Raw genomic sequence first — 17304 nt, 5'->3', positions numbered from 1 at the left:
GTCGGGGCTATCGGGTGGGCAGGTCTTCGGGGGCGAGCAGGACGAGGTCGTCGCCGGTGGCGTCGGGGAGTTCGGCGACGCGTTGGGCCTGGCGTTCGGTCATCTCCTGGAAGACCTGGCGGGCCAGGCGGCCGTTGCCGAAGCCAACGCCCCGGGGCAGGGCGGTGAAGTAGTCGACGAGGCCGCCGCGGGCGGCGTCGGTGAGCTCGTACCGGTGTCCGGCGGCCTGGTGCTCGACGATCGCGACCAGCTCCGGGGTGTCGTAGTCGTCGAAGTGCAGGGTGCGGGTGAAGCGTGAGGCCAGGCCCGGGTTCGCGCCGATGAAGCGGTCCATCTCGCCCGGGTAGCCGGCGACGATGACGATGACGTCGTCGCGGTGGTCCTCCATCATCTTGACGAGGGTGGCGATGGCCTCCTGGCCGAAGTCGTTGCCGCCGTAGCGGGGCACGAGCGAGTAGGCCTCGTCGATGAACAGGACGCCGCCGAGGGCGCTGGTGACGGCGGCGGCGGTCTTCGGGCCGGTGTGGCCGACGTATTCGCCGACGAGGGCGCTGCGGTCGACCTCGACGAGGTGGCCGCGGCGCAGCAGGCCGAGAGCCTTGAGCAACCGGCCGTAGAGGCGGGCGACGGTCGTCTTGCCGGTGCCGGGGTTGCCGGCGAAGACCAGGTGCCGGCTCAGCGGCGGGGCGGGCAGGCCGGCCTCCTCGCGGCGGCGGACGGTCTGCATGAGCTTGACGAGCGTGCCGACGTCGCGTTTGACGCGGTCGAGGCCGACCAGCTCGGCCAGCTCGCCGAGAAGGTCGTCGAGCGAGAGCTCGTCGGGGGCGGGGACGGCGGTGACCGCCGGGGAGCTGGCCGGCGACGCGAGCGCGGTGACGGCGTCGTGGATGCGGCAATCCTCAAACATCGGGTCGGCGGCGGTGTCGACGTGCAGGCCGGCGAAGCCGGTCGCGGTCACGTCGCACCGGGTGAACTGCCCGCCGGCGCCCTGGGCGACGTAGATGCCGTTCTTCGCGACGCCGTCGACGCGCAGCCCTTCCACCTGTGGGCGGGAGCCGGTCCACGCGACCAGTCCGGAGCCTCCCCCGCCGGTGACGTCGGCGGCGGTGATCAGGACCGGGGCGGCCGTGTCGATCACGATGCCCGCGGCGCCTGCGTCGGTGACCCGGCCGCCGGTCAGGGTGAGCGCGCCTCCGGCGACGACCTCGACGCCGACCTCTTTGGGTCGCAGGACGGCGCACTGGCGCAGGTCGGCCGGGGACGAGGAGGCGATCCGCACGCCGGTGGCGACGTCGGCGATCGTGCAGCCGGCCGCGGTGAGGGAGGCGCGGTCGCCGACGTGCAGGCCGGTCAGGGTGAGGTCGCGCAGGTCGCAGTCGGTGAGCGTGACCCTCGACTGCTCCACGGCGTGGACGCCGTGCTCGGCGCCGTGCCGCACCCGGCAGGCGGTGAGCTGCACGTCGGCGGTGCCGCCGGTGTGCACGGCGCTGAACCCGGCGCTGGTGAGGTGGCAGCCGTCGAGGACGGCCCGGGCGGCGCCGACGGCGAGCAGCGCGTTGGCGGAGGTGTCGCGGACGGTGCAGCCGGCCGCGGTGAGCTCGGCGTCGTCGGTGACGACGAGACCGCTGGCGCCCGGCCCGGTGATGCGGCAGTCGGTGAGCCTGACCCGGGCAGCGCCGGACACCTGGACGGCGGCGGCGCCGGACATGTCGATGCGGGACTCGTCGGCGACCACGGCCGCGGCGTCCTCGACAAGGAGCCCGTCGCGGCCGGCCCGGTCGATCCGGCAGTCGGTGAGACTGAGCCGGGCGGTGCCGCGCACGCGGATCCCGGACCCGTCGGTGGCGCGGACGAGGAGCCGGACCGCGGCGAGCTGGGCGGCGCCGGACAGCACGATCCCGACCCCGGCGACGGCCTCCAGGCGCACGTCGGACCCTTCGGCCTTGACGTCGCCGGCGAGGTGCAGCGCCGTGCCGGCGGCGCCGTGCACGGCGACGTCGCGCAGGACGACGGCGGCGACGGCATCGACCGCGCGGGCCTCGATCCGGCCACCGTGCACCTCGACGTGGTCCAGGATCGCGCCGGCGCCGTCCTGGACCGACACGGCGGGGCGGGACGGGTCGGCACCCCGCACGACCAGCCCGGTGACGGTGGCGGCCGCGGCGGTGAGGGTCAGGGTGCCGATCTCGACGCTGCCGGTGCCGTGTTCCGGACGCAGGTGCACGTCACGGTCGAGCTGGACCGGCTCGGGATAGCGGCCCGGCGCGACCGCGATCGTGTCGCCGGGTGCGGCGGCGCGCACGGCCTCGGCGATCGTCCGGTGGGTGCCGCGGCCGCCACGGGCGCCGGAGACGGTCAGGACCCTGGTCATTTCGCGTAGTACCAGGGGTTGTCGTGCATGCGGAACTCCTTGAGGAGCTGCGACGTGACCGTCTTCTCGATGATCTTCCAGGGCAGCTGGAGCGCGAACTCGGCGACCCCCTGGCGGTGGAACGCCCGGCCGCCGAGGCCGGAGTTGAAGAGCGTCTTGGCGATGCTGGTGGTGACGGCGCCGGTGACGCCGGCCGCGGCCGACAGCAGGCCGTCGTAGACGGCGGCGCCGCCGGTGAGGTAGACGGTGTTGCCGTTGGCATCGGTGATGCCGAAGACGGCCGCGTTCATGCTGCCGTTGACGAAGCCGGTGAGCCCGGCGACGGGCACGTTGAACGCGAAGTCGTAGGTGCCGCCGCGCCAGCGGGTCGCGGTCTCGTTGCCGGCCCACTCGTTGGACCAGTACTTGTCGTGGTTGAGCGGCTTGCGGTGCCAGCCCTTGCCGCCGTCGATGTTGGCGAGACCGGCCTTCCAGTCGCCGGAGCGTTGCATGGCGCCGAACTTGTTGTCGTGCACGAGCGAGCCGACGGCCTGTTTCACGGCCGCGCCGACGGCGGCGTTGGCGAACGCCTTCAGCACGTCCTTGCCGTTGAACTCGGTGCCGGCGATCGCGTCGACGATGCCGTTGACGGCGAGGTTCGCGGCGAACTCGAGCAGGAACTCCTGGGAGAACTCCAGGGCCGCCTTCTGCAGGGCAAGTTTCCAGTACGGCTCGTACAGGGCCTCGGTGTGCGTGCCGAGCCGCAGCTCGCCGCCCCACTCCATGCGGTTGGCCTCGCGGATGCGCCGGTTCCAGCCGCGCACCTCGGTGACGCCGCCGCGGTGGTCGAGCTCGCGGCCGACGCGCTGCCAGCCCCCGCCGGCGCCGCGTTCGAAGACGTAGCCGTCGTCGGTGCGGCGGGCGATGGTGAGCCCGGTGGCGTCGTACTCGCGCCACTGCCCGCGCCAGGCGTCGCGCTCCAGGAACCCGGTGCCGAACTGCGAGCGGTCCCGGACGGTGGCGCCCATGTCGAACTCGCGCCACGCGCCGGGGGTGCCGAGGGTGTACTCGCGGATCCGGCCGATCTCGGCGCCCGCCGGGATCTCCCGGACCACGACCGCGGCGCCGGCGCCGTCGGTGACCTCGTCGCGGAAGCGGGTCGCGCCGCCGAACCAGTCGGCGACCCAGCCGCCGGCGCCGTTGCCGGCGTTGGTGTCCCACCAGCGGCGCAGCGGGTTGGCGCCCTGGGCCGCCGCGACGTTGCCGTACTTGTCGATCTTCCGCCACTGCCATTCGTGCCCGCCGCCGGGCAGGTCGACCCGCCACGAGTCGACGTAGCCGCCGCCGTCGAGTATCCGGCGCTCGCGGATGAGGACCTGATGGCCGTCGGCGCCGCGGACCGTGTCGCGGAAGGAGTCGTCGTAGGTGGTGTGCGGGCCGTTGAAGCCGCGCCCGTATTCGCGCGTGCCGGTCTGGCCGGCGCCGTCGCGCCACTGCCAGGTGCGGCTGTCGCTGCGCGCGTCGTAGCCGGACCAGCTCCATGTGCCGGCGCGCTCCGGGGCGTTGGCCTCGACCCGGTGGACGCCGCCGGCCGGGTCCGGCCAGTCGTCGGCGCGACCGATGACCACGCCGTGCGGGTCCTTGCGCACCCAGACGCCGGTGCCTTCGTGCGCGGCGCCGCGGCTGGCGAACCCGCCGTCGGCGGCACCGGCGGCGGGCGGGCGGTGGAACTCCTTGATCGAGCCGTCGGCGTACCCGGCGCGGGCGACGGAGTGCTGCTGGCCGCCGAACTCGTACCAGTTGCCCTGCTGCTGCCCCGGGACGAACCGGTCCTCCCAGATCCGGCCGTCGGGGTGCGGGCCGACGTTGACCCGGTGCCCCGACAGGTTGCCGTTGCCCTCGGTCCACGGGATGCGGTTGGCGTCGCGGACCGCGCCGGCCGGGAGCGGGACGGTGTCGTGGCCGACCTTCAGGGTGTTGCCGTGGTCGAGCTTGGCGCTGGAGCGCACGAACCGGCCGGCGTTGGTGAAGTCGTAGGAGGCGTCGTTCATGCCGACGAACCGGAAGCCCTGCGCCCGCACGTTGCCGTGGGCGTCGAGGCGGCGCCACTCGTAGAGCTGGAAGCGGGTGTCGGTGCGCAGGTGCGGGTTGGCGCGGAACACGTCCTCGTCGACGCCGGCGAGGAACCTGCGGGCCCACTGCGGCGGCCGCTGCTCCGACCACCGGCGGGTCTCGAGGCGGTCGCCGCCCGGCAGCGCCTCGAGCTTCCCGGCGTCCTTGCCGTGCGGGGAGTGCGTCTGCCACGTGTCCCGGCGCACGCCGCCGGCGCCGAGGTCGAACTGCTGATACACGCCGGCGTTCGCGGGGCCGTGCGCGGTGCCCCACTGGCGCTGCACGACCGGCCCGGGGTTGCCGCCGGCCGGGGGCAGCCGGTCGGTCCAGCCGCCGTCGCGGTCCAGGGTGCGGGGGCCGTGGCCGAGCCGGTTGCCGGCGTTGTCGAAGCGGTGCCAGGTCCAGTCGCCGAGGGCACCGCGCAGCCCCACGACGTCGCCGCCGCCGATGCCCTGCCGGAACTCGTGCACGAGCCGGCCACGGTGGTCGACGTCCCGCCAGCCGACGGCGTTGGTGTCGAACCTGCGTACGCCGTGGTCGACGACCCGGCCGTCGGGGGTGAGCTCCACCCACTGCGGGCGCTGCGCGGTGCGGCCGAAGTCGCCGTCGATGCGGCGGAACACGTCGAGGCTGGTGCCGCCCGGGATCGGGCGCCGGTCGAAGACCTCGACGCCGGACCGGTTGAGCAGCCGGACCCGCCCCGAGCCGGCGGCGGCCGCGTCGACGGTCCCGGCGTGGAACGCGCCGGCGGGCAGCTGGACGCCGTTGTCGGCGAGGTGCCAGGTCCGGCCGGTGGCGTTGACGACGAACTGCCGGGTGGTGGGTGCCGCGTCGCGCAGCACGTTGAAGGACTGCTCCAGGAGGTTGCCGGCGGCGTCGTACCGGCGGAACTCCCCGGCATGCAGGCCCAGCTGGTCGGTGACCCGGTAGCCGGCGCCGTCCGCAGCGACCTGGAGGCCCTGGAGCCGCACGCCGGCCAGGTCCTCGACGTGCCCGGCACCGCCGGCGGCCGGGGTGACCACGACCCGGTCGGCCCGGCCGGCGAGGTCGCGCACCGGCGTGCCGGTCTCCAGGTGGGTGCCGGCGCCGTCGAAGCGCTGGAACGCGTTGCCGCCGAGCGTGTCCGTGATCTGCGTCCCGCCGCCGTGCGTCGTGACCGTGAACCGGGCGTCGGTGACCTCGATGCGGGCGGCCGCGCCGCCGGTCGGCTGGACGTGGAACCGGTCGCCGAGCACGTTGCCGCCCACGTCCCGCAGCGGCCGTCCGGTCTCGGTCAGCGCACCGGTGCCGTCGAAGCGCTGGAACCCGTGGTGCGCCGCGGTGTCGGTGACCTGGGTCCCGCCGCCGTGCGCCGCGACCGTGTACCTGGGGTCGGTGACCTCGATCCGGCCGCCTGCGCCGTGCGCGTCCGTCACCCAGAACCGGTGGTCGAAGACCCCGCCGCCCGTGTCGGTGAGCGGGCGGCCCGTCGCGGTCAGGGTGCCGGCCTGGTCGAAGCGCTGGAACGCGTGGTGCGCCGCGGTGTCGGTGACCTGGAACCCCGGGCCGTGCCCCGCGACCGTGAATCTGGCGTCGGTGACCTCGATGCGGGCCGGCGCGCCGCCGGTCGGCTGGACGTGGAACCGGTCGCAGAGCACCCCGCCGCCCGCGTCCCGCAGCGGCCGGCCGGTCTCGGTGAGCGCACCGGTGTGGTCGAAGCGCTGGAAGCCGTGGTGCGCGGCGGTGTCCGTCACCTGGAACCCGCCGCCGTGCACGGCCGTGGTGAACCTGGGGTCGGCGACCTCGACGGTGTGGCCGCCGGCGCCGTGGGTGACGACGAACTGGCCGCCGACGGGGGCGCCCGTCGCGTCCCGCAGCGGGCGGCCGGTGGCCGTCGCGGTGCCCGTGGCGTCGAAGCGGTGGAAGCCGGCGCCGTCGGCGACCTGGAAGCCGTCGCCGTGCCGCGTGATCGCGTGGCCGCCGGTGCTCTCGATCCGCACGCCGCCCATGGCGTACCCGCCGACCGGCTCCACCACGAACCGGCCCTGCAGGTCGTGCCCGTCCAGGCCGCGCAGGGCCGTGCCGACCTCGGTGAGGTCGCCGTCGGCGTCGAAGCGGCGGAACCCGGTGCCGCCGCCGATCTGGTACCCGCCGTCGAACTCCGTCACGGTCAGGTGCGGCACCACGGCGCCGTCGTCGTCGATCAGCCGCAGCTGCACCGCGCCGGCGGCGTCGACGTGCTCGTCGATCCGCAGCCCGAGCCCGCCACCGTCGGCGCCCCGGAGCACGACGTGCCCGTCGATCGGCGCGCCGGCCCACAGGTCGTTGACGATCCGCGAGAGGTTGCCGCCGCCGCCGAGCAGCCGCGGCCGGTCCCGCAGCGAACTGGCGGTGAGCTCGGAGATCCGGGCGTCCATCGCGGCCGGGTTGACGCCGAGGCCGCGCAGCTCGGTCTCCAGGCGTTCGACGCGCATGAGGGCGGCCTGGTGGGCGTTGCCGGCGTGCACGTGGGCGACACCCGGGCCGCTGGACGACTGCCCGGGCCGGGCCTGGATGTCGTTCCAGAGTGCCTCGACGCGGCCGAGTTCGTTGCGGGCTCCCGTGTACTGGCCCCAGGTGTCCAGGCGTTGCCGGCGCAGCGGATCGTCCATGGCGCCGAACAGCCCGGCGATGCGGTTGCTGTCACGCTGCCAGGCGGCGTCCAGCTGCGCGCCGGTCGGTCGGGCGTTCGACGCCGGCGGGGGCGGGGTGATGCCGGCGTCCCGGACCGCGGCGCCGCCGGCGTGCGGCGCGCCCCGGCTGAGCTGGGTCTGCAGCAGGCCGAGCGCGAGGGTGACGGTGACCGGGTCGACGCCGGCGTCCGCCGCTCCGCCGCCGGGCGGGGTGGCCGGCCCGGGGTCGGCGTCGCTGCCGGCCCGTCCGCCCGGACCCGGGTCGACGCCGGCGCCGGCCCGTCCGCCCGGACCCGGGTCGACGCCGGCGCCGGTCCGGACGGTGTTGTCTGCGCCGTTCAGGGCTCGGACGTCGACGGCGAGCTGGGCGACCGGGGGTGGGGGCTGCACACCGGCGAGGTGGGCGGGGCTGCCCGAGGCGCCTGCGGGCACGTGGACTGTGGGTGTGCCGGCATGGTGCGGGCCGTGGATCGCCGGGGCACCGGGGTCGCGCGGGGGCGGGGCGTGCAGGGCGGACGGATCCGCGCCGTGCGGCACCGGGGTGTGCGGGACGACGAGGTCACCGTCGTGCGGTGCCGCGTGTAGCGCGCCGTTCACGTTCGGCGGGGTGCCCGCGACGTGCGCCGGGGTGGGGTGCAGGCCCGCGGCGCCGGTCAAGCCGGGCGGGGAGCCTGCGACGTGCGCCGGGGTCGTGGCCGGGGCGCCGGGGTGGGCGGAGACGCCGTCGAGGCGGGTGACGACGAGCTGGGACACCGGCGGGGTGTCGAGGCCCCGGCTCAGGGCGCCGAGGTCCTGCGACACGTGCTGGGCGCCGATCGCGAAGCCGGTGTGGTCGCCGATGCGGGCGCCGGCGCCGTTGACCGCACCGCCCGGGGTGCCGATCAGCGTATGCGCGGTGGGCGCCGCACCCGGGTGCTGGGCGAGCAGGTCCATCGCCCCGGCGTGTGCCGAGGGCGGCGGGCCGAGGTGCAGGCCGTTGTGGACGGACGGGGCCGGGGTGGCGTGCGTGAGGGCGCCCGGTGTGATCGCGTCCCCGAGCGCGACCGGCGCGGGACCGCCGTGCGTGAACCCGCCGGGCGCCGGCACGCCGTTCGCGATGACTGCCGGCGGGGGCGCGGCGTTCGCCAGTACCGGCGAGGCACCGGCATGAGTGAGACCCGCCGGTGGCGGCACGGCCGTCGCGAGCACCGGCGTGGCGCCCGCGTGGGTGAGACCCGCCGGAGGGGGGACGGCGTTGGCGAGCACCGGGGAGGCGCCGAGGTGCGTCACCGCGGCCGGCGGGGGCACGGCGTTGGCCAGGACGCTCGCCGGTGGGACGGCGTTGTGGGTGACGGCGCCCGGCGGGGTCAGGTGGACGGCGCCCGCCATGGAGCCGGTCTCACCGAGGTGGATGCCGCCGAGCAGGGAGCTCGGCGGCGGGGCGGTGACCGCGGAGATGGCCGGCAGGTGCAGGTTGCCGGCGGCGCCCGCGTGCTGCGCCGGCGACACCGGCTGCAGGTGTACGCCGGCGCTGACGCCCGTGCCGGGGTCGAAGGTGTGCAGGGGCGGCATGCCGATGCTCATGCCCTCCAGCCGCACCCGGGTCAGCGTGTCCATCGGCGACAGCATGATGGCGTCGATGCTGCGGACCGCGTCGCCGCTGAAGTGGAAGCCGTCGCCGATGGTGCTGTGCAGCTGCATCGCCGGCGGGGTCGGGGTGATCTTGCCGATGCCTTCGAACGATCCGACGTTGACGGTCTCGATCCGGGGCGGGACGGTGAGGTTGCCGGTGCGCACGTCGTTGAGGTCCAGGTGTACGCCGCCGCCCCCGCTCTCCGGGAGGAAGACGTGCGGGCGGGGCAGGCCGTACAGGTGATGGCCCAGGACACCGCGGTCGAAGACGGCGAGCTTCATCGCCTTCCACACGCCGAGGTGCAGCTCGTCGGCCTCGGCCGGCAGGAAGAGCCGCAGCCAGCGGTTGCCGCCGAACTCGGTCTTCAGGAACGTCCAGGTGCTGGCGCCGAACTTGGCGACCATCGAGGGCACGCTCGTGGCGAACGCCTGGATACCGCGGACGCCGTTGACGACGAAGAGCCCTGCCTTCGACAGCGCGATGCCGGTGAGGGCGGGCAGGTCGGTGATGCCGGTCCGCAGCCACAGTGCGCCGTTGCGGATCCAGGTGCCGGCAACGGTCGCGATGTCGTGCAGTCCGGGGAAGATCACGAACGGGTGGCTGATGATGCCGCGGAACGCGTTGCCGAAGAACTTGAACACCGCGAACGCGCCGGCCTTCAGCCCGTTCCAGGCGAACTTCGCGCCGGCGGCGATGATCTGGAAGATCGGCACGGCCCGGGTGGTCGGGGCGAGAATGCCCAGGGCGGAGAGGAAGAACTCCAGCGCGGTGGCGTTGCCGTGGGCGAAGTCGACCGCGGTCTTGATGAACAGGGCCAGGTTGACGCCGATGGCCACGAGCGCGATCGGGCCGCCGAAGACCAGCGCCGGCAGGATCAGGGCGATCGCGATCCACTTGAAGATCTCCCAGAACTCCTCGCAGCCGGACACGGGCTGCTTGATGTTCTGGTACGCCTCGACGATCCGGTTCGACGCGGTGTCGGCCGCGGCGCTCTGCTGCTCCCCCGCGGTGCGGGCGGTGTCGGTGAGCGCCGGCCGGCCGGGGTCGTCCTCAGCCATCCCGCGGGCCTGGGTGAGTGCCTGGTCGGCGCGCCACTGCTCGTCGCGCATCACCGCCACGTAGGTGGTGAGCGCCGTCGCCGACCACTCGAACGCCTCGGCGAGACTCTGCACGAAGCCGCGCAGCCGGCCGCTGATCTTCTCCCGCAGCGCCTCGGCGGTCTTGCCGGCGAACGCCTCCGGGCCGGCGGTGTCCAGGACGGCGGCGAGCGCGGTGTCGACCTCGCGGGCGACGGTGCCGAGGCTGCGCAGCGAGGCGATGACCTCGTCGATCCGGGCGGGGTCGCCGGGGGTCGGGTCGCCGCCGAGGCCGACCTTGTCCCAGTCGGTCGGTCGTGGCACGCGGACACCCCCTCGCAGCGGATCTGCATGACCACGTGTGAACCCGCCGGACGGTTCACACGTGGTCGAGGCGGGACCACGAGAGGAGGCCGCGTTGCCCGACTTCGCCATCGACTACGGGCTGTTGCACGAGGCCAAGAAGGACCTGCACGATCTCGCCGACCGGATCGGGCCGAAGCTCGGCGACACGGTGTTCTCGCAGGTCGGCAGCATCGAATACGAGGACTCGGACGCGGTGTTCGGCAACGACGGGCTGGCTGGGTCGTTTCGCAGCCTGTACCGGATGGCCCAGCACCCGATGAGCAAGGCCGAGGACGACCTGCGGGAGCTCGGTGACATCTTCGGCGCGGTCGCCGACGGGTACTTCGACGTCGACGCCCAGATCGCCAACGGGATGGGCATGATGGGCGCCAGCCTGGACCTGGACCGCTGGAAGGACTCCAAGGACGCCTGGGACTACCTGCAGGCGCACCGCGGTGACTGCGTGCCGGGGCCGGACGGGTCGATGCCGGGCTTCTGCTCCGCGACCGACCCGGGCCCGCCGCCGACCGACTCGACGATCACGACCGAGACGGGATCGGTGCACACCCACCTGACGCTCGACGAGAACTACAACGTGATCAAGGAGGAGACCACGGTCGTCAACGGCGACCAGCGGTACACCTCGACCACCACGTATTCGGCGGATCGCACGTCGTACACGACGGACACCACCTACAGCGACGGCAGCACGACCCACTCGGTGACGACGACGGGTGAGCACGGCTCGTCGGTGACCGACACCACGGCGGGCGACGGCTCGACCACGCACACCGTCATCGCCCTGAACGAGGGCGGCGGCGGCACGATGACCGTGACCGAGAGCGACGGCACGGTGACGAAGTACACGCGCGGCGATCAGTACGCGCGCTGGGACGAGGTCGAGAAGACCACGCCCGAGGACGAGACCGACTACTCCAGCTACCCGATCGGCGTCTGACCGAAGGAGCCCGCCATGCCCAACATCTCACTCGACTACGACAAGATCGAGGCGACCTCGACCCGCCTCGACGGCGCCGTCCGCGACATCCTCCCGATGCTCGAGTCCCTGCGCAGCGACGTGTCCAACCTGCTGGAGGACGGCCTGGTCTTCCAGCAGTCCAGCCCCGCGATGAAGGAGTCGTACGACAAGTTCAACACCAGCCTCCTCGCCGCGATGAAGGGCATCAACGACTTCGCGAAGCAGTTCCGCGACATCCGCACCTCGATGGAGGAGATGGACGTCGACATGGCCGGCAAGATCCGCTCCGCCGGCTCCTGACCCACCGCCGTTGCTGGTCCGCTCCCGGGCGGACCAGCAGGTGGTCGCCGCTGATGCCCTGCGGTTCAGTCGGTGCGCGGCCCGGCAGGTCCACCCCCACGATACTTAGCCCTTGCGCTAAGTATCTGGACGAAGAATACTTAGCCGCGTGGCACAGTATTCGGCGCAGCTCGACGGCGTGTTCGTCGCCCTTGCCGACCCGACCCGGCGCGGCGTCATCCAGCGCCTCGGCCGGGGCCCGGCGAGCGTCGGCGAGCTCGCCGGCGAGTTCCCAATGACCCTTCCCTCGTTCATCAAGCACCTGCGGACGCTCGAGGCCAGCGGGTTGATCCGCACGGCGAAGTCCGGACGGGTGCGCACCTGCACGCTCAACCGCGAACGCCTCGCCGTCGTCGACGACTGGCTCGCCCAGCAGCGCGGGATCTGGGAAGCGCGCACCGATCGCCTCGAACGCCTCCTCACCGATCCGAAGGAGCACCGGCAATGAATCCCGACCTCGACCCGGACCTGGACCTGGCCCTGCAACGGGTGATCCGCGCGCCCCGCGCCGCTGTATGGAGCGCGTGGACCGACCCGTCCCGTTTCGAGCAGTGGTGGGTCCCGGCTCCGACCCTGTGCCGCGTCGACCGCCTGGACGTGCGGCCCGGCGGCGCGCTCGTGACCCGGCTCAGCGACGACGGGGTGACGTTCGCCCCGCACCTCGATGCGTGCTTCCTCGTCGTCGACGAGCTCGAGCGGATCGTGTTCACCAACGCGATCGACAGCGCTTGGCGACCCACGAACCCCTCCCCTGTTCCCATGACCGCCGAGATCACCCTGAGCGATCACCCCGACGGCACGGACTATCGCGTCATCGTCCGCCACGGCGATCCGGCCGATCGAGACCATCACGAGAAGCTCGGCTTCGCGGACGGCTGGGGCTCGGTCACCGAACAACTCGCCCGGGTCGCCGAACGCCAGGGATGAGCGGCCGTCCGCGGTACGTTCCCGTGCCCCCACGAGCCTCTGCACGCCAACACGCGTCAGGCGGTGTTGGTGACGGCCGTCAGTAGCCGCTTGAACTACGCGACCAGTTGATCGCCGCCGCTGGTGACCACCTGGTCGTTGCCGGCCCGGCTGTAGAGCCAGTACAACAATCCACCAGGCGGTGTCTCTGGCTGACACGGCCACCACATTGCCGTCCCAATCGTTCAGGTGAGCGGCGAACTCCTCAGGAGACCGCCGGGTAAGTTCGCCGAGAAAGCCCGTGAGCGGAGGCGGACACATGATGAGAATGGCGGCCGAGCGGCAGGCGCTGCGGGAGCTGGTTGCCGGGCTGGTTCCGTTCGACGACCGTGAAGCCGCCGACCGCGACGACGTCCTGGCGTGGATCGACAGCGGCGCCGAGGTGTACCGGCGGGTGCCGCCGGACGTTCCGCCGAAGCACCTCGTCACCTACTTCCTGCCGTACGACGAACGCACCGACCGGGTGCTCCTCGTCGAGCACCGCAAGGCCGGGCGGCTGCTCCCGCCGGGCGGGCACGTCGAACCCGACGAACACCCCTGGGTCACCGTCGCACGGGAAGCCGGGGAAGAACTCCAGGCGGCGGCGCATCCGCATCCGTGGTGGCCCGGCGGACGGCCGCTGTTCGTCACGGTCACGCAGACCGTCGGCCCGCACGTCCACACCGACTGCACCCTGTGGTTCCCGATCGCGCTGGACGCTGACCGGCCGATCACACCAGATCCGGGCGAGTTCGCCGGCTGGGACTGGTACCCCCGCGCCGAAGCCATGACCTGGCCCGCCGAACGCACCGACCCGCACTTGCCGAGGTTCCTCACCAAGTTCACCCGCACCGCACCAGGCGAATGGGCTCCGCATGGCGACAGGTAGCCCACCCGGCGGGATCGGCGCCGACGTGGCCGGCCAGTACGCGATGCCGACCGTCCTGGGATTCCGTCGCCTGCATGCACCCGCCGTACGCGCTCACATCGCCGCACACGGCGGCCACGCGCTGCTGATCGAGGCAACCACCCGCCGGCAGGTCGACGAGCTCCTCGCCAGGCTCGGCAGATCCGCCTCCGGAGCTGCGGATGGTTGACCGGTACGCGACCGATCCGGCGATGCGCGCCACCACGTTCGTGGTCCTCGACTTCGAAGGCACCACCCCGACCGGAGCACCGGCCGAACCCATCGAGGTCGGCGCCGTCCTGCTCCAACTGCACGACGGGCCGGAAGGATGGCGGCTCGGCGAGACCGGCCGGTTCGAGGCACTCATCCGGCCACCGGCCCACGCCCCGGTCACCGCGCTCGACACCCGCCAGACCGGCATCACCCCGGCGATGGTGACCGGAAGACCTGGCGCCGCGGCGGTCCTCAGCCAGTTCGACGCGACGCTCACCGCACCGCCGTACGTGACGGTCGCGCATCACGCCGCCACCGAGGCCGGCATCCTGCGCCGGTACGCCACCGCCTGCCCGACCCTCGCCACCGTCCCGATGCTCGACACGATCCGGCTCGCCCGGCACGCCTGTCCCGGCCTGCCGAACTACCAGCTCGACACCGTCCTCACCCACCTCGGCATCCCGGTCCCAGCCGGACGGCACCGAGCCCTGCCGGACGCCACGGCGACCGCCACCGCATTGCGGCACCTGCTCACCGCCGGCAGCACCCGGCTGGCCTGGTCCCGGCTGTCGCACCTGCACGCCATCGCCGGCGCCGCACCACCGCACCAACCCGATGCCCAGCAGCCGCTGTTCTGACCACGCCGAACCCGACTGGCGCCACCTACGAACGCGTCCTGGCCTCCGACGTGCGGTACCGGATGGGGTCGACGGCCCGTCGAGGAGATGCTGTCGGGCGCGTTTCCGGCTCAGTCCGCCGGCGGCTCCTTGCCGGACTGGCCGCCGGCGTCGCGGGGGGCGAGCGCCTGCGCCATGCGGCTGAGAAGGAGTTGCCGTTCCTGTTTGGTCGGTGCGAGTTCGGCCGCGCGTTCCAGCTCGGCTGCGGCCTCGGCGTGGCGGCCGAGCCGGATGAGGATGTCCCCGCGCACCGCGCCCAGCAGGTGGTAGCCGGCCATCCGGCGGTCGGCGAGCAGCGGTCGGGTCGTGGCGAGTGCGGCTTCGGGTCCGTCGACATGGAGTACGGCGACCGCGCGGTTGAGCTCCACGACGGGTGACCGGGTGATCTGGGTGAGGGCGTCGTACAGCGCGAGGATGGCGACCCAGTCGGTGACTGCGAACGTCGCCGCGCGGGCGTGGCAGGCGGAGATGGCGGCTTGCAGCGAGAACACGCCGAGGGGCCGGGCCAGGTCGAAGGCGCGGTCCAGCATGCTGAGGCCGTGCTCGATCAGCGTGCGGTCCCAGAGTCGGCGGTCCTGGTCCTCGAGCCGGATCGGGATGCCGGCAGCGTCGACACGGGTCCGGAAGCGGGAGGCCTGCAGCTCCATGAGGGCGACCAGCCCGAACACTTCGGGCTCGGTCGGGGAGAGTCCTGCGAGGACCCGTCCCATCCGCATCGCCTCGACGGCGAGGTCTGCGCGGACGAGGTTCGTGCCTGACGAGGCCGAATAGCCCTCGTTGAAGATCGCGTAGAGCACATCCAGCACCGCGCGCAGGCGTTCAGGGAGTTCCCCGGCCGACGGGGCCTCGATCGGCACCCGCGCCTCGGCCAGGGTCCGCTTGGCGCGTGAGATCCGCTGCCCGATCGTCGCAGTGGGCACGAGGAAGGCACGGGCGACCTCGTCGGTCGTCAGTCCGCCGAAGAGCCTCAGTGTGAGCGCGACCCGGGATTCGGTTGAGAGCACGGGATGGCACGTGGTGAACACCATGGTGAGCAGGTCGTGCGGGATCGGATCGAGTGCCTCGTCCGCGACATCGGCCAGTTCGCCCTCGTGCCCGGCGACGAGGAGCGGCGCCTTCTTGCGGGCCGTCTCCTCGCGCCGGGCACGGTCGATCGCCTTGTGCCAGGCGGTCTTCATCAGCCAGGCACCCGGATTCGGCGGGATGCCGTCAGCCGGCCACTGTTCCAGTGCCGACACGAACGCCTCGGACGCGAGATCCTCGGCGATGTCGAGGCTCCCGATCCGGCGGGCGAGTGTCGCGATCAACTGGGGCGCCTCGATCCGCCACAGCGCCTCGACCGACTTGCGCAGGTCCATGGCCGGGTCCGGTTCAGTCCGAGGTCGGGTCGAGCAACCGCTCGCTCTTGGCGAGCGCGTCAGCGTCGACGGTCTGGGCGAAGTCGGCCATGTCGAACAACGGCCGGATCTCCAGGATCTGCGAGTCGCCGTAGGACGGGTCGAACGGGCACCTTTTCGCCCACTCGATCGCCTCGGCCAGCGAGCTGACCTCCCAGATCCAGTAGCCCGCGATCACCTCTTTCGATTCGGTGAACGGGCCGTCGACCACCGTCGTGCCCGCTGTCGAGAACGCGACCTTCGCCCCGGCGGCGCTGGGCTGGAGTCCCTCGCCGCCGAGCATGATGCCGGCGTTGACGAGTCGTTCGTTGAAGACCCGCATCTTCTCGAACATCTCGGTCGTCGGCTCACCGTTGTCCTCATCGGCGGCATCGCCCTTGGTCATCACCATCACACGCATGAGAAGGATCCTCTCGGTTGATCTTGTCTCAGTCCAGGCCGGTGGTCCGGCGCAGCAGGCCGGCGATGAAGTCGGTGTCCACCGTGTCGCCCTCGGCGAGGTCGACGACCTTGCGGTCGCCGTTGCCCATCGACCGCAGCACGCCCGGCACCGGGTCGACCTCGCCAGCACCGAACACCATGAACGAGACCTTGGCGGCGGCCACGTGCAGCACCGCGGTGTTCTGGCCGGCGAGGTTGAAGTGCGGCTTGCCGTACTGGATGGCCTCCTCGACGCCGGGGACGGTGTCGAGAACGGTCCGGCGCAGCGTCGCGCACAGGTCCTGCTGCCACGGCTTGGTCTTGGCGAGGTAATCGGTGACGTCCTGGCTCATGTCGTCGCTCATCTCGGTACTCCTGGTTCAGGCGGTGGTGACGCGGTAGGTCGACACGACCACCCCGGACTCGAAGGTGGTGGTCTCGAAGTGCTGGAGGCCGGTTCGGCTCTCGGCGCGGAACAGCGGCTCGCCACTGCCCTTGAGGACCGGATAGGTCCAGATCTTGTACTCGTCGAGGAGGCCGGCCGTCGCGAGTGCGTCGGTCAACCGGCCGTTGCCCCAGATCAGGATGTCGGTGCCATCGTTCTCCTTGAGCGCCTTGACAGCGGTCAGCAACTCGGCGCCGGCGATGACGGTCGTCGGGTTCCAGGCGCTGGTGTCGACCGGCTGGGAGGCGACGACGTACTTGTGCATGGCGTTGACGTGGTCGGCGTACGGGTTGCCACCCATGTTGGGCCACGCCTGCGCCATGCCCTCGTAGGTGATGCGGCCCAGGATCAGCGCGTCGGCGCTGAGCGTCAGGTCCAGGGCGTACCGCATGGCCGCCGGGTCGTTGTATGCCAGCGACCACTCGTGGGGGTTGTCGATGAAGCCGTCGACAGTGGTGTAGGTCGAAGCGATGATCCGTCGCATCAGGTCTCCCCTGGTGGTGGGCCGGCTGTTCCGGCCCTCACCCGTCCTTCGCGCGACAGCGCGCCGTTTCGACATCAGAGCCAAAGAAACTTTTTTGGTTCTCCGCGTCGCCCGACACGGCCCTCGACGTCTCGCTGTTCGGTGTCGCGATCGCGGCCGGGACTGCGCTCCTCCGCATGACCGCCGGCCTCGCCTCGGGCCGACACCACACCCACCCCGCGTTGGTGGTCTGGTCCGCGGCCATGAGTGCCGTCTTCCGGCTGCGGCTCTACGACCGTGTCCTCGGCCTCGAGGAACTCCACCCAGCTGCGGATCTGGGAACAGATCCTCGACAACACCGATATCGAGGTCT

Annotated in this window: 13 protein-coding genes; 7 read left to right on the top strand and 6 right to left on the bottom strand. The window is 72.5% G+C overall.

Features of this window, described 5'->3' with window-relative positions:
• Positions 1–7 precede the first annotated feature (7 nt).
• A complete protein-coding gene (locus ABD332_RS46845) occupies positions 8–2371 on the bottom strand; it encodes a right-handed parallel beta-helix repeat-containing protein (RefSeq protein WP_344511264.1) in 2364 nt (787 codons plus the stop codon).
• Positions 2368–10125: a hypothetical protein gene (locus ABD332_RS46840; protein ID WP_344511262.1), complete on the bottom strand. Its 7758-nt coding sequence runs from the start codon at positions 10123–10125 to the stop codon at positions 2368–2370. Before ABD332_RS46840 ends, ABD332_RS46845 begins: the two co-directional genes overlap by 4 nt.
• A gap of 94 nt (positions 10126–10219) precedes the next feature.
• Between ABD332_RS46840 and ABD332_RS46835 the strand changes: the two genes are divergently transcribed.
• The 7 genes from ABD332_RS46835 (at position 10220) to ABD332_RS46805 (ending at position 14167) form a co-directional block, all read left to right on the top strand.
• Positions 10220–11104, top strand: a complete 885-nt coding sequence (locus ABD332_RS46835; RefSeq protein ID WP_344511260.1) for a hypothetical protein — start codon at positions 10220–10222, stop codon at positions 11102–11104.
• 15 nt (positions 11105–11119) lie between these two features.
• Entirely contained in the window at positions 11120–11425 is a 306-nt protein-coding gene (locus tag ABD332_RS46830) for a WXG100 family type VII secretion target (RefSeq protein WP_203844309.1), read from the top strand.
• A 148-nt stretch (positions 11426–11573) separates the two neighbouring features.
• The gene (locus ABD332_RS46825; protein WP_344511255.1) at positions 11574–11912 is read left to right on the top strand and encodes an ArsR/SmtB family transcription factor; all 339 of its coding nucleotides are present in this window, start codon (positions 11574–11576) and stop codon (positions 11910–11912) included.
• Positions 11909–12391: an SRPBCC domain-containing protein gene (locus ABD332_RS46820; protein ID WP_344511253.1), complete on the top strand. Its 483-nt coding sequence runs from the start codon at positions 11909–11911 to the stop codon at positions 12389–12391. Before ABD332_RS46825 ends, ABD332_RS46820 begins: the two co-directional genes overlap by 4 nt.
• A 298-nt stretch (positions 12392–12689) precedes the next feature.
• The gene (locus ABD332_RS46815; RefSeq protein ID WP_344511251.1) at positions 12690–13298 is read left to right on the top strand and encodes an NUDIX domain-containing protein; all 609 of its coding nucleotides are present in this window, start codon (positions 12690–12692) and stop codon (positions 13296–13298) included.
• Positions 13285–13506, top strand: a complete 222-nt coding sequence (locus tag ABD332_RS46810; protein ID WP_344511249.1) for a hypothetical protein — start codon at positions 13285–13287, stop codon at positions 13504–13506. The genes ABD332_RS46815 and ABD332_RS46810 overlap by 14 nt, the downstream gene beginning before the upstream one ends.
• On the top strand, positions 13499–14167 hold the full coding sequence (locus tag ABD332_RS46805; RefSeq protein ID WP_344511247.1) for a 3'-5' exonuclease: 669 nt from the start codon (positions 13499–13501) through the stop codon (positions 14165–14167). Before ABD332_RS46810 ends, ABD332_RS46805 begins: the two co-directional genes overlap by 8 nt.
• Before the next feature lie 110 nt (positions 14168–14277).
• On the opposite strand, the gene ABD332_RS46800 is transcribed toward ABD332_RS46805, so the two are convergent.
• Genes ABD332_RS46800 through ABD332_RS46785 form a run of 4 tightly spaced genes read right to left on the bottom strand, consistent with a single transcriptional unit; the run spans position 14278 to position 16952 of the window.
• Positions 14278–15564, bottom strand: a complete 1287-nt coding sequence (locus ABD332_RS46800; protein ID WP_344511245.1) for an RNA polymerase sigma factor — start codon at positions 15562–15564, stop codon at positions 14278–14280.
• Between the two features lie 13 nt (positions 15565–15577).
• Positions 15578–16003, bottom strand: a complete 426-nt coding sequence (locus ABD332_RS46795) for a YciI family protein (RefSeq protein ID WP_344511243.1) — start codon at positions 16001–16003, stop codon at positions 15578–15580.
• A 28-nt stretch (positions 16004–16031) separates the two neighbouring features.
• Entirely contained in the window at positions 16032–16388 is a 357-nt protein-coding gene (locus tag ABD332_RS46790) for a DUF1801 domain-containing protein (protein WP_344511241.1), read from the bottom strand.
• A 15-nt stretch (positions 16389–16403) separates the two neighbouring features.
• The gene (locus ABD332_RS46785) at positions 16404–16952 is read right to left on the bottom strand and encodes a dihydrofolate reductase family protein (protein ID WP_344511239.1); all 549 of its coding nucleotides are present in this window, start codon (positions 16950–16952) and stop codon (positions 16404–16406) included.
• Between the last annotated feature and the right edge of the window lie 352 nt (positions 16953–17304).

It is taken from the genome of Dactylosporangium maewongense (genome assembly GCF_039531485.1).
GTDB classification, from domain to species: Bacteria; Actinomycetota; Actinomycetes; order Mycobacteriales; family Micromonosporaceae; genus Dactylosporangium; species Dactylosporangium maewongense.
Note: the sequence above shows the minus strand (reverse complement) of the source record. Positions and strands in the feature narration are given on the sequence as shown.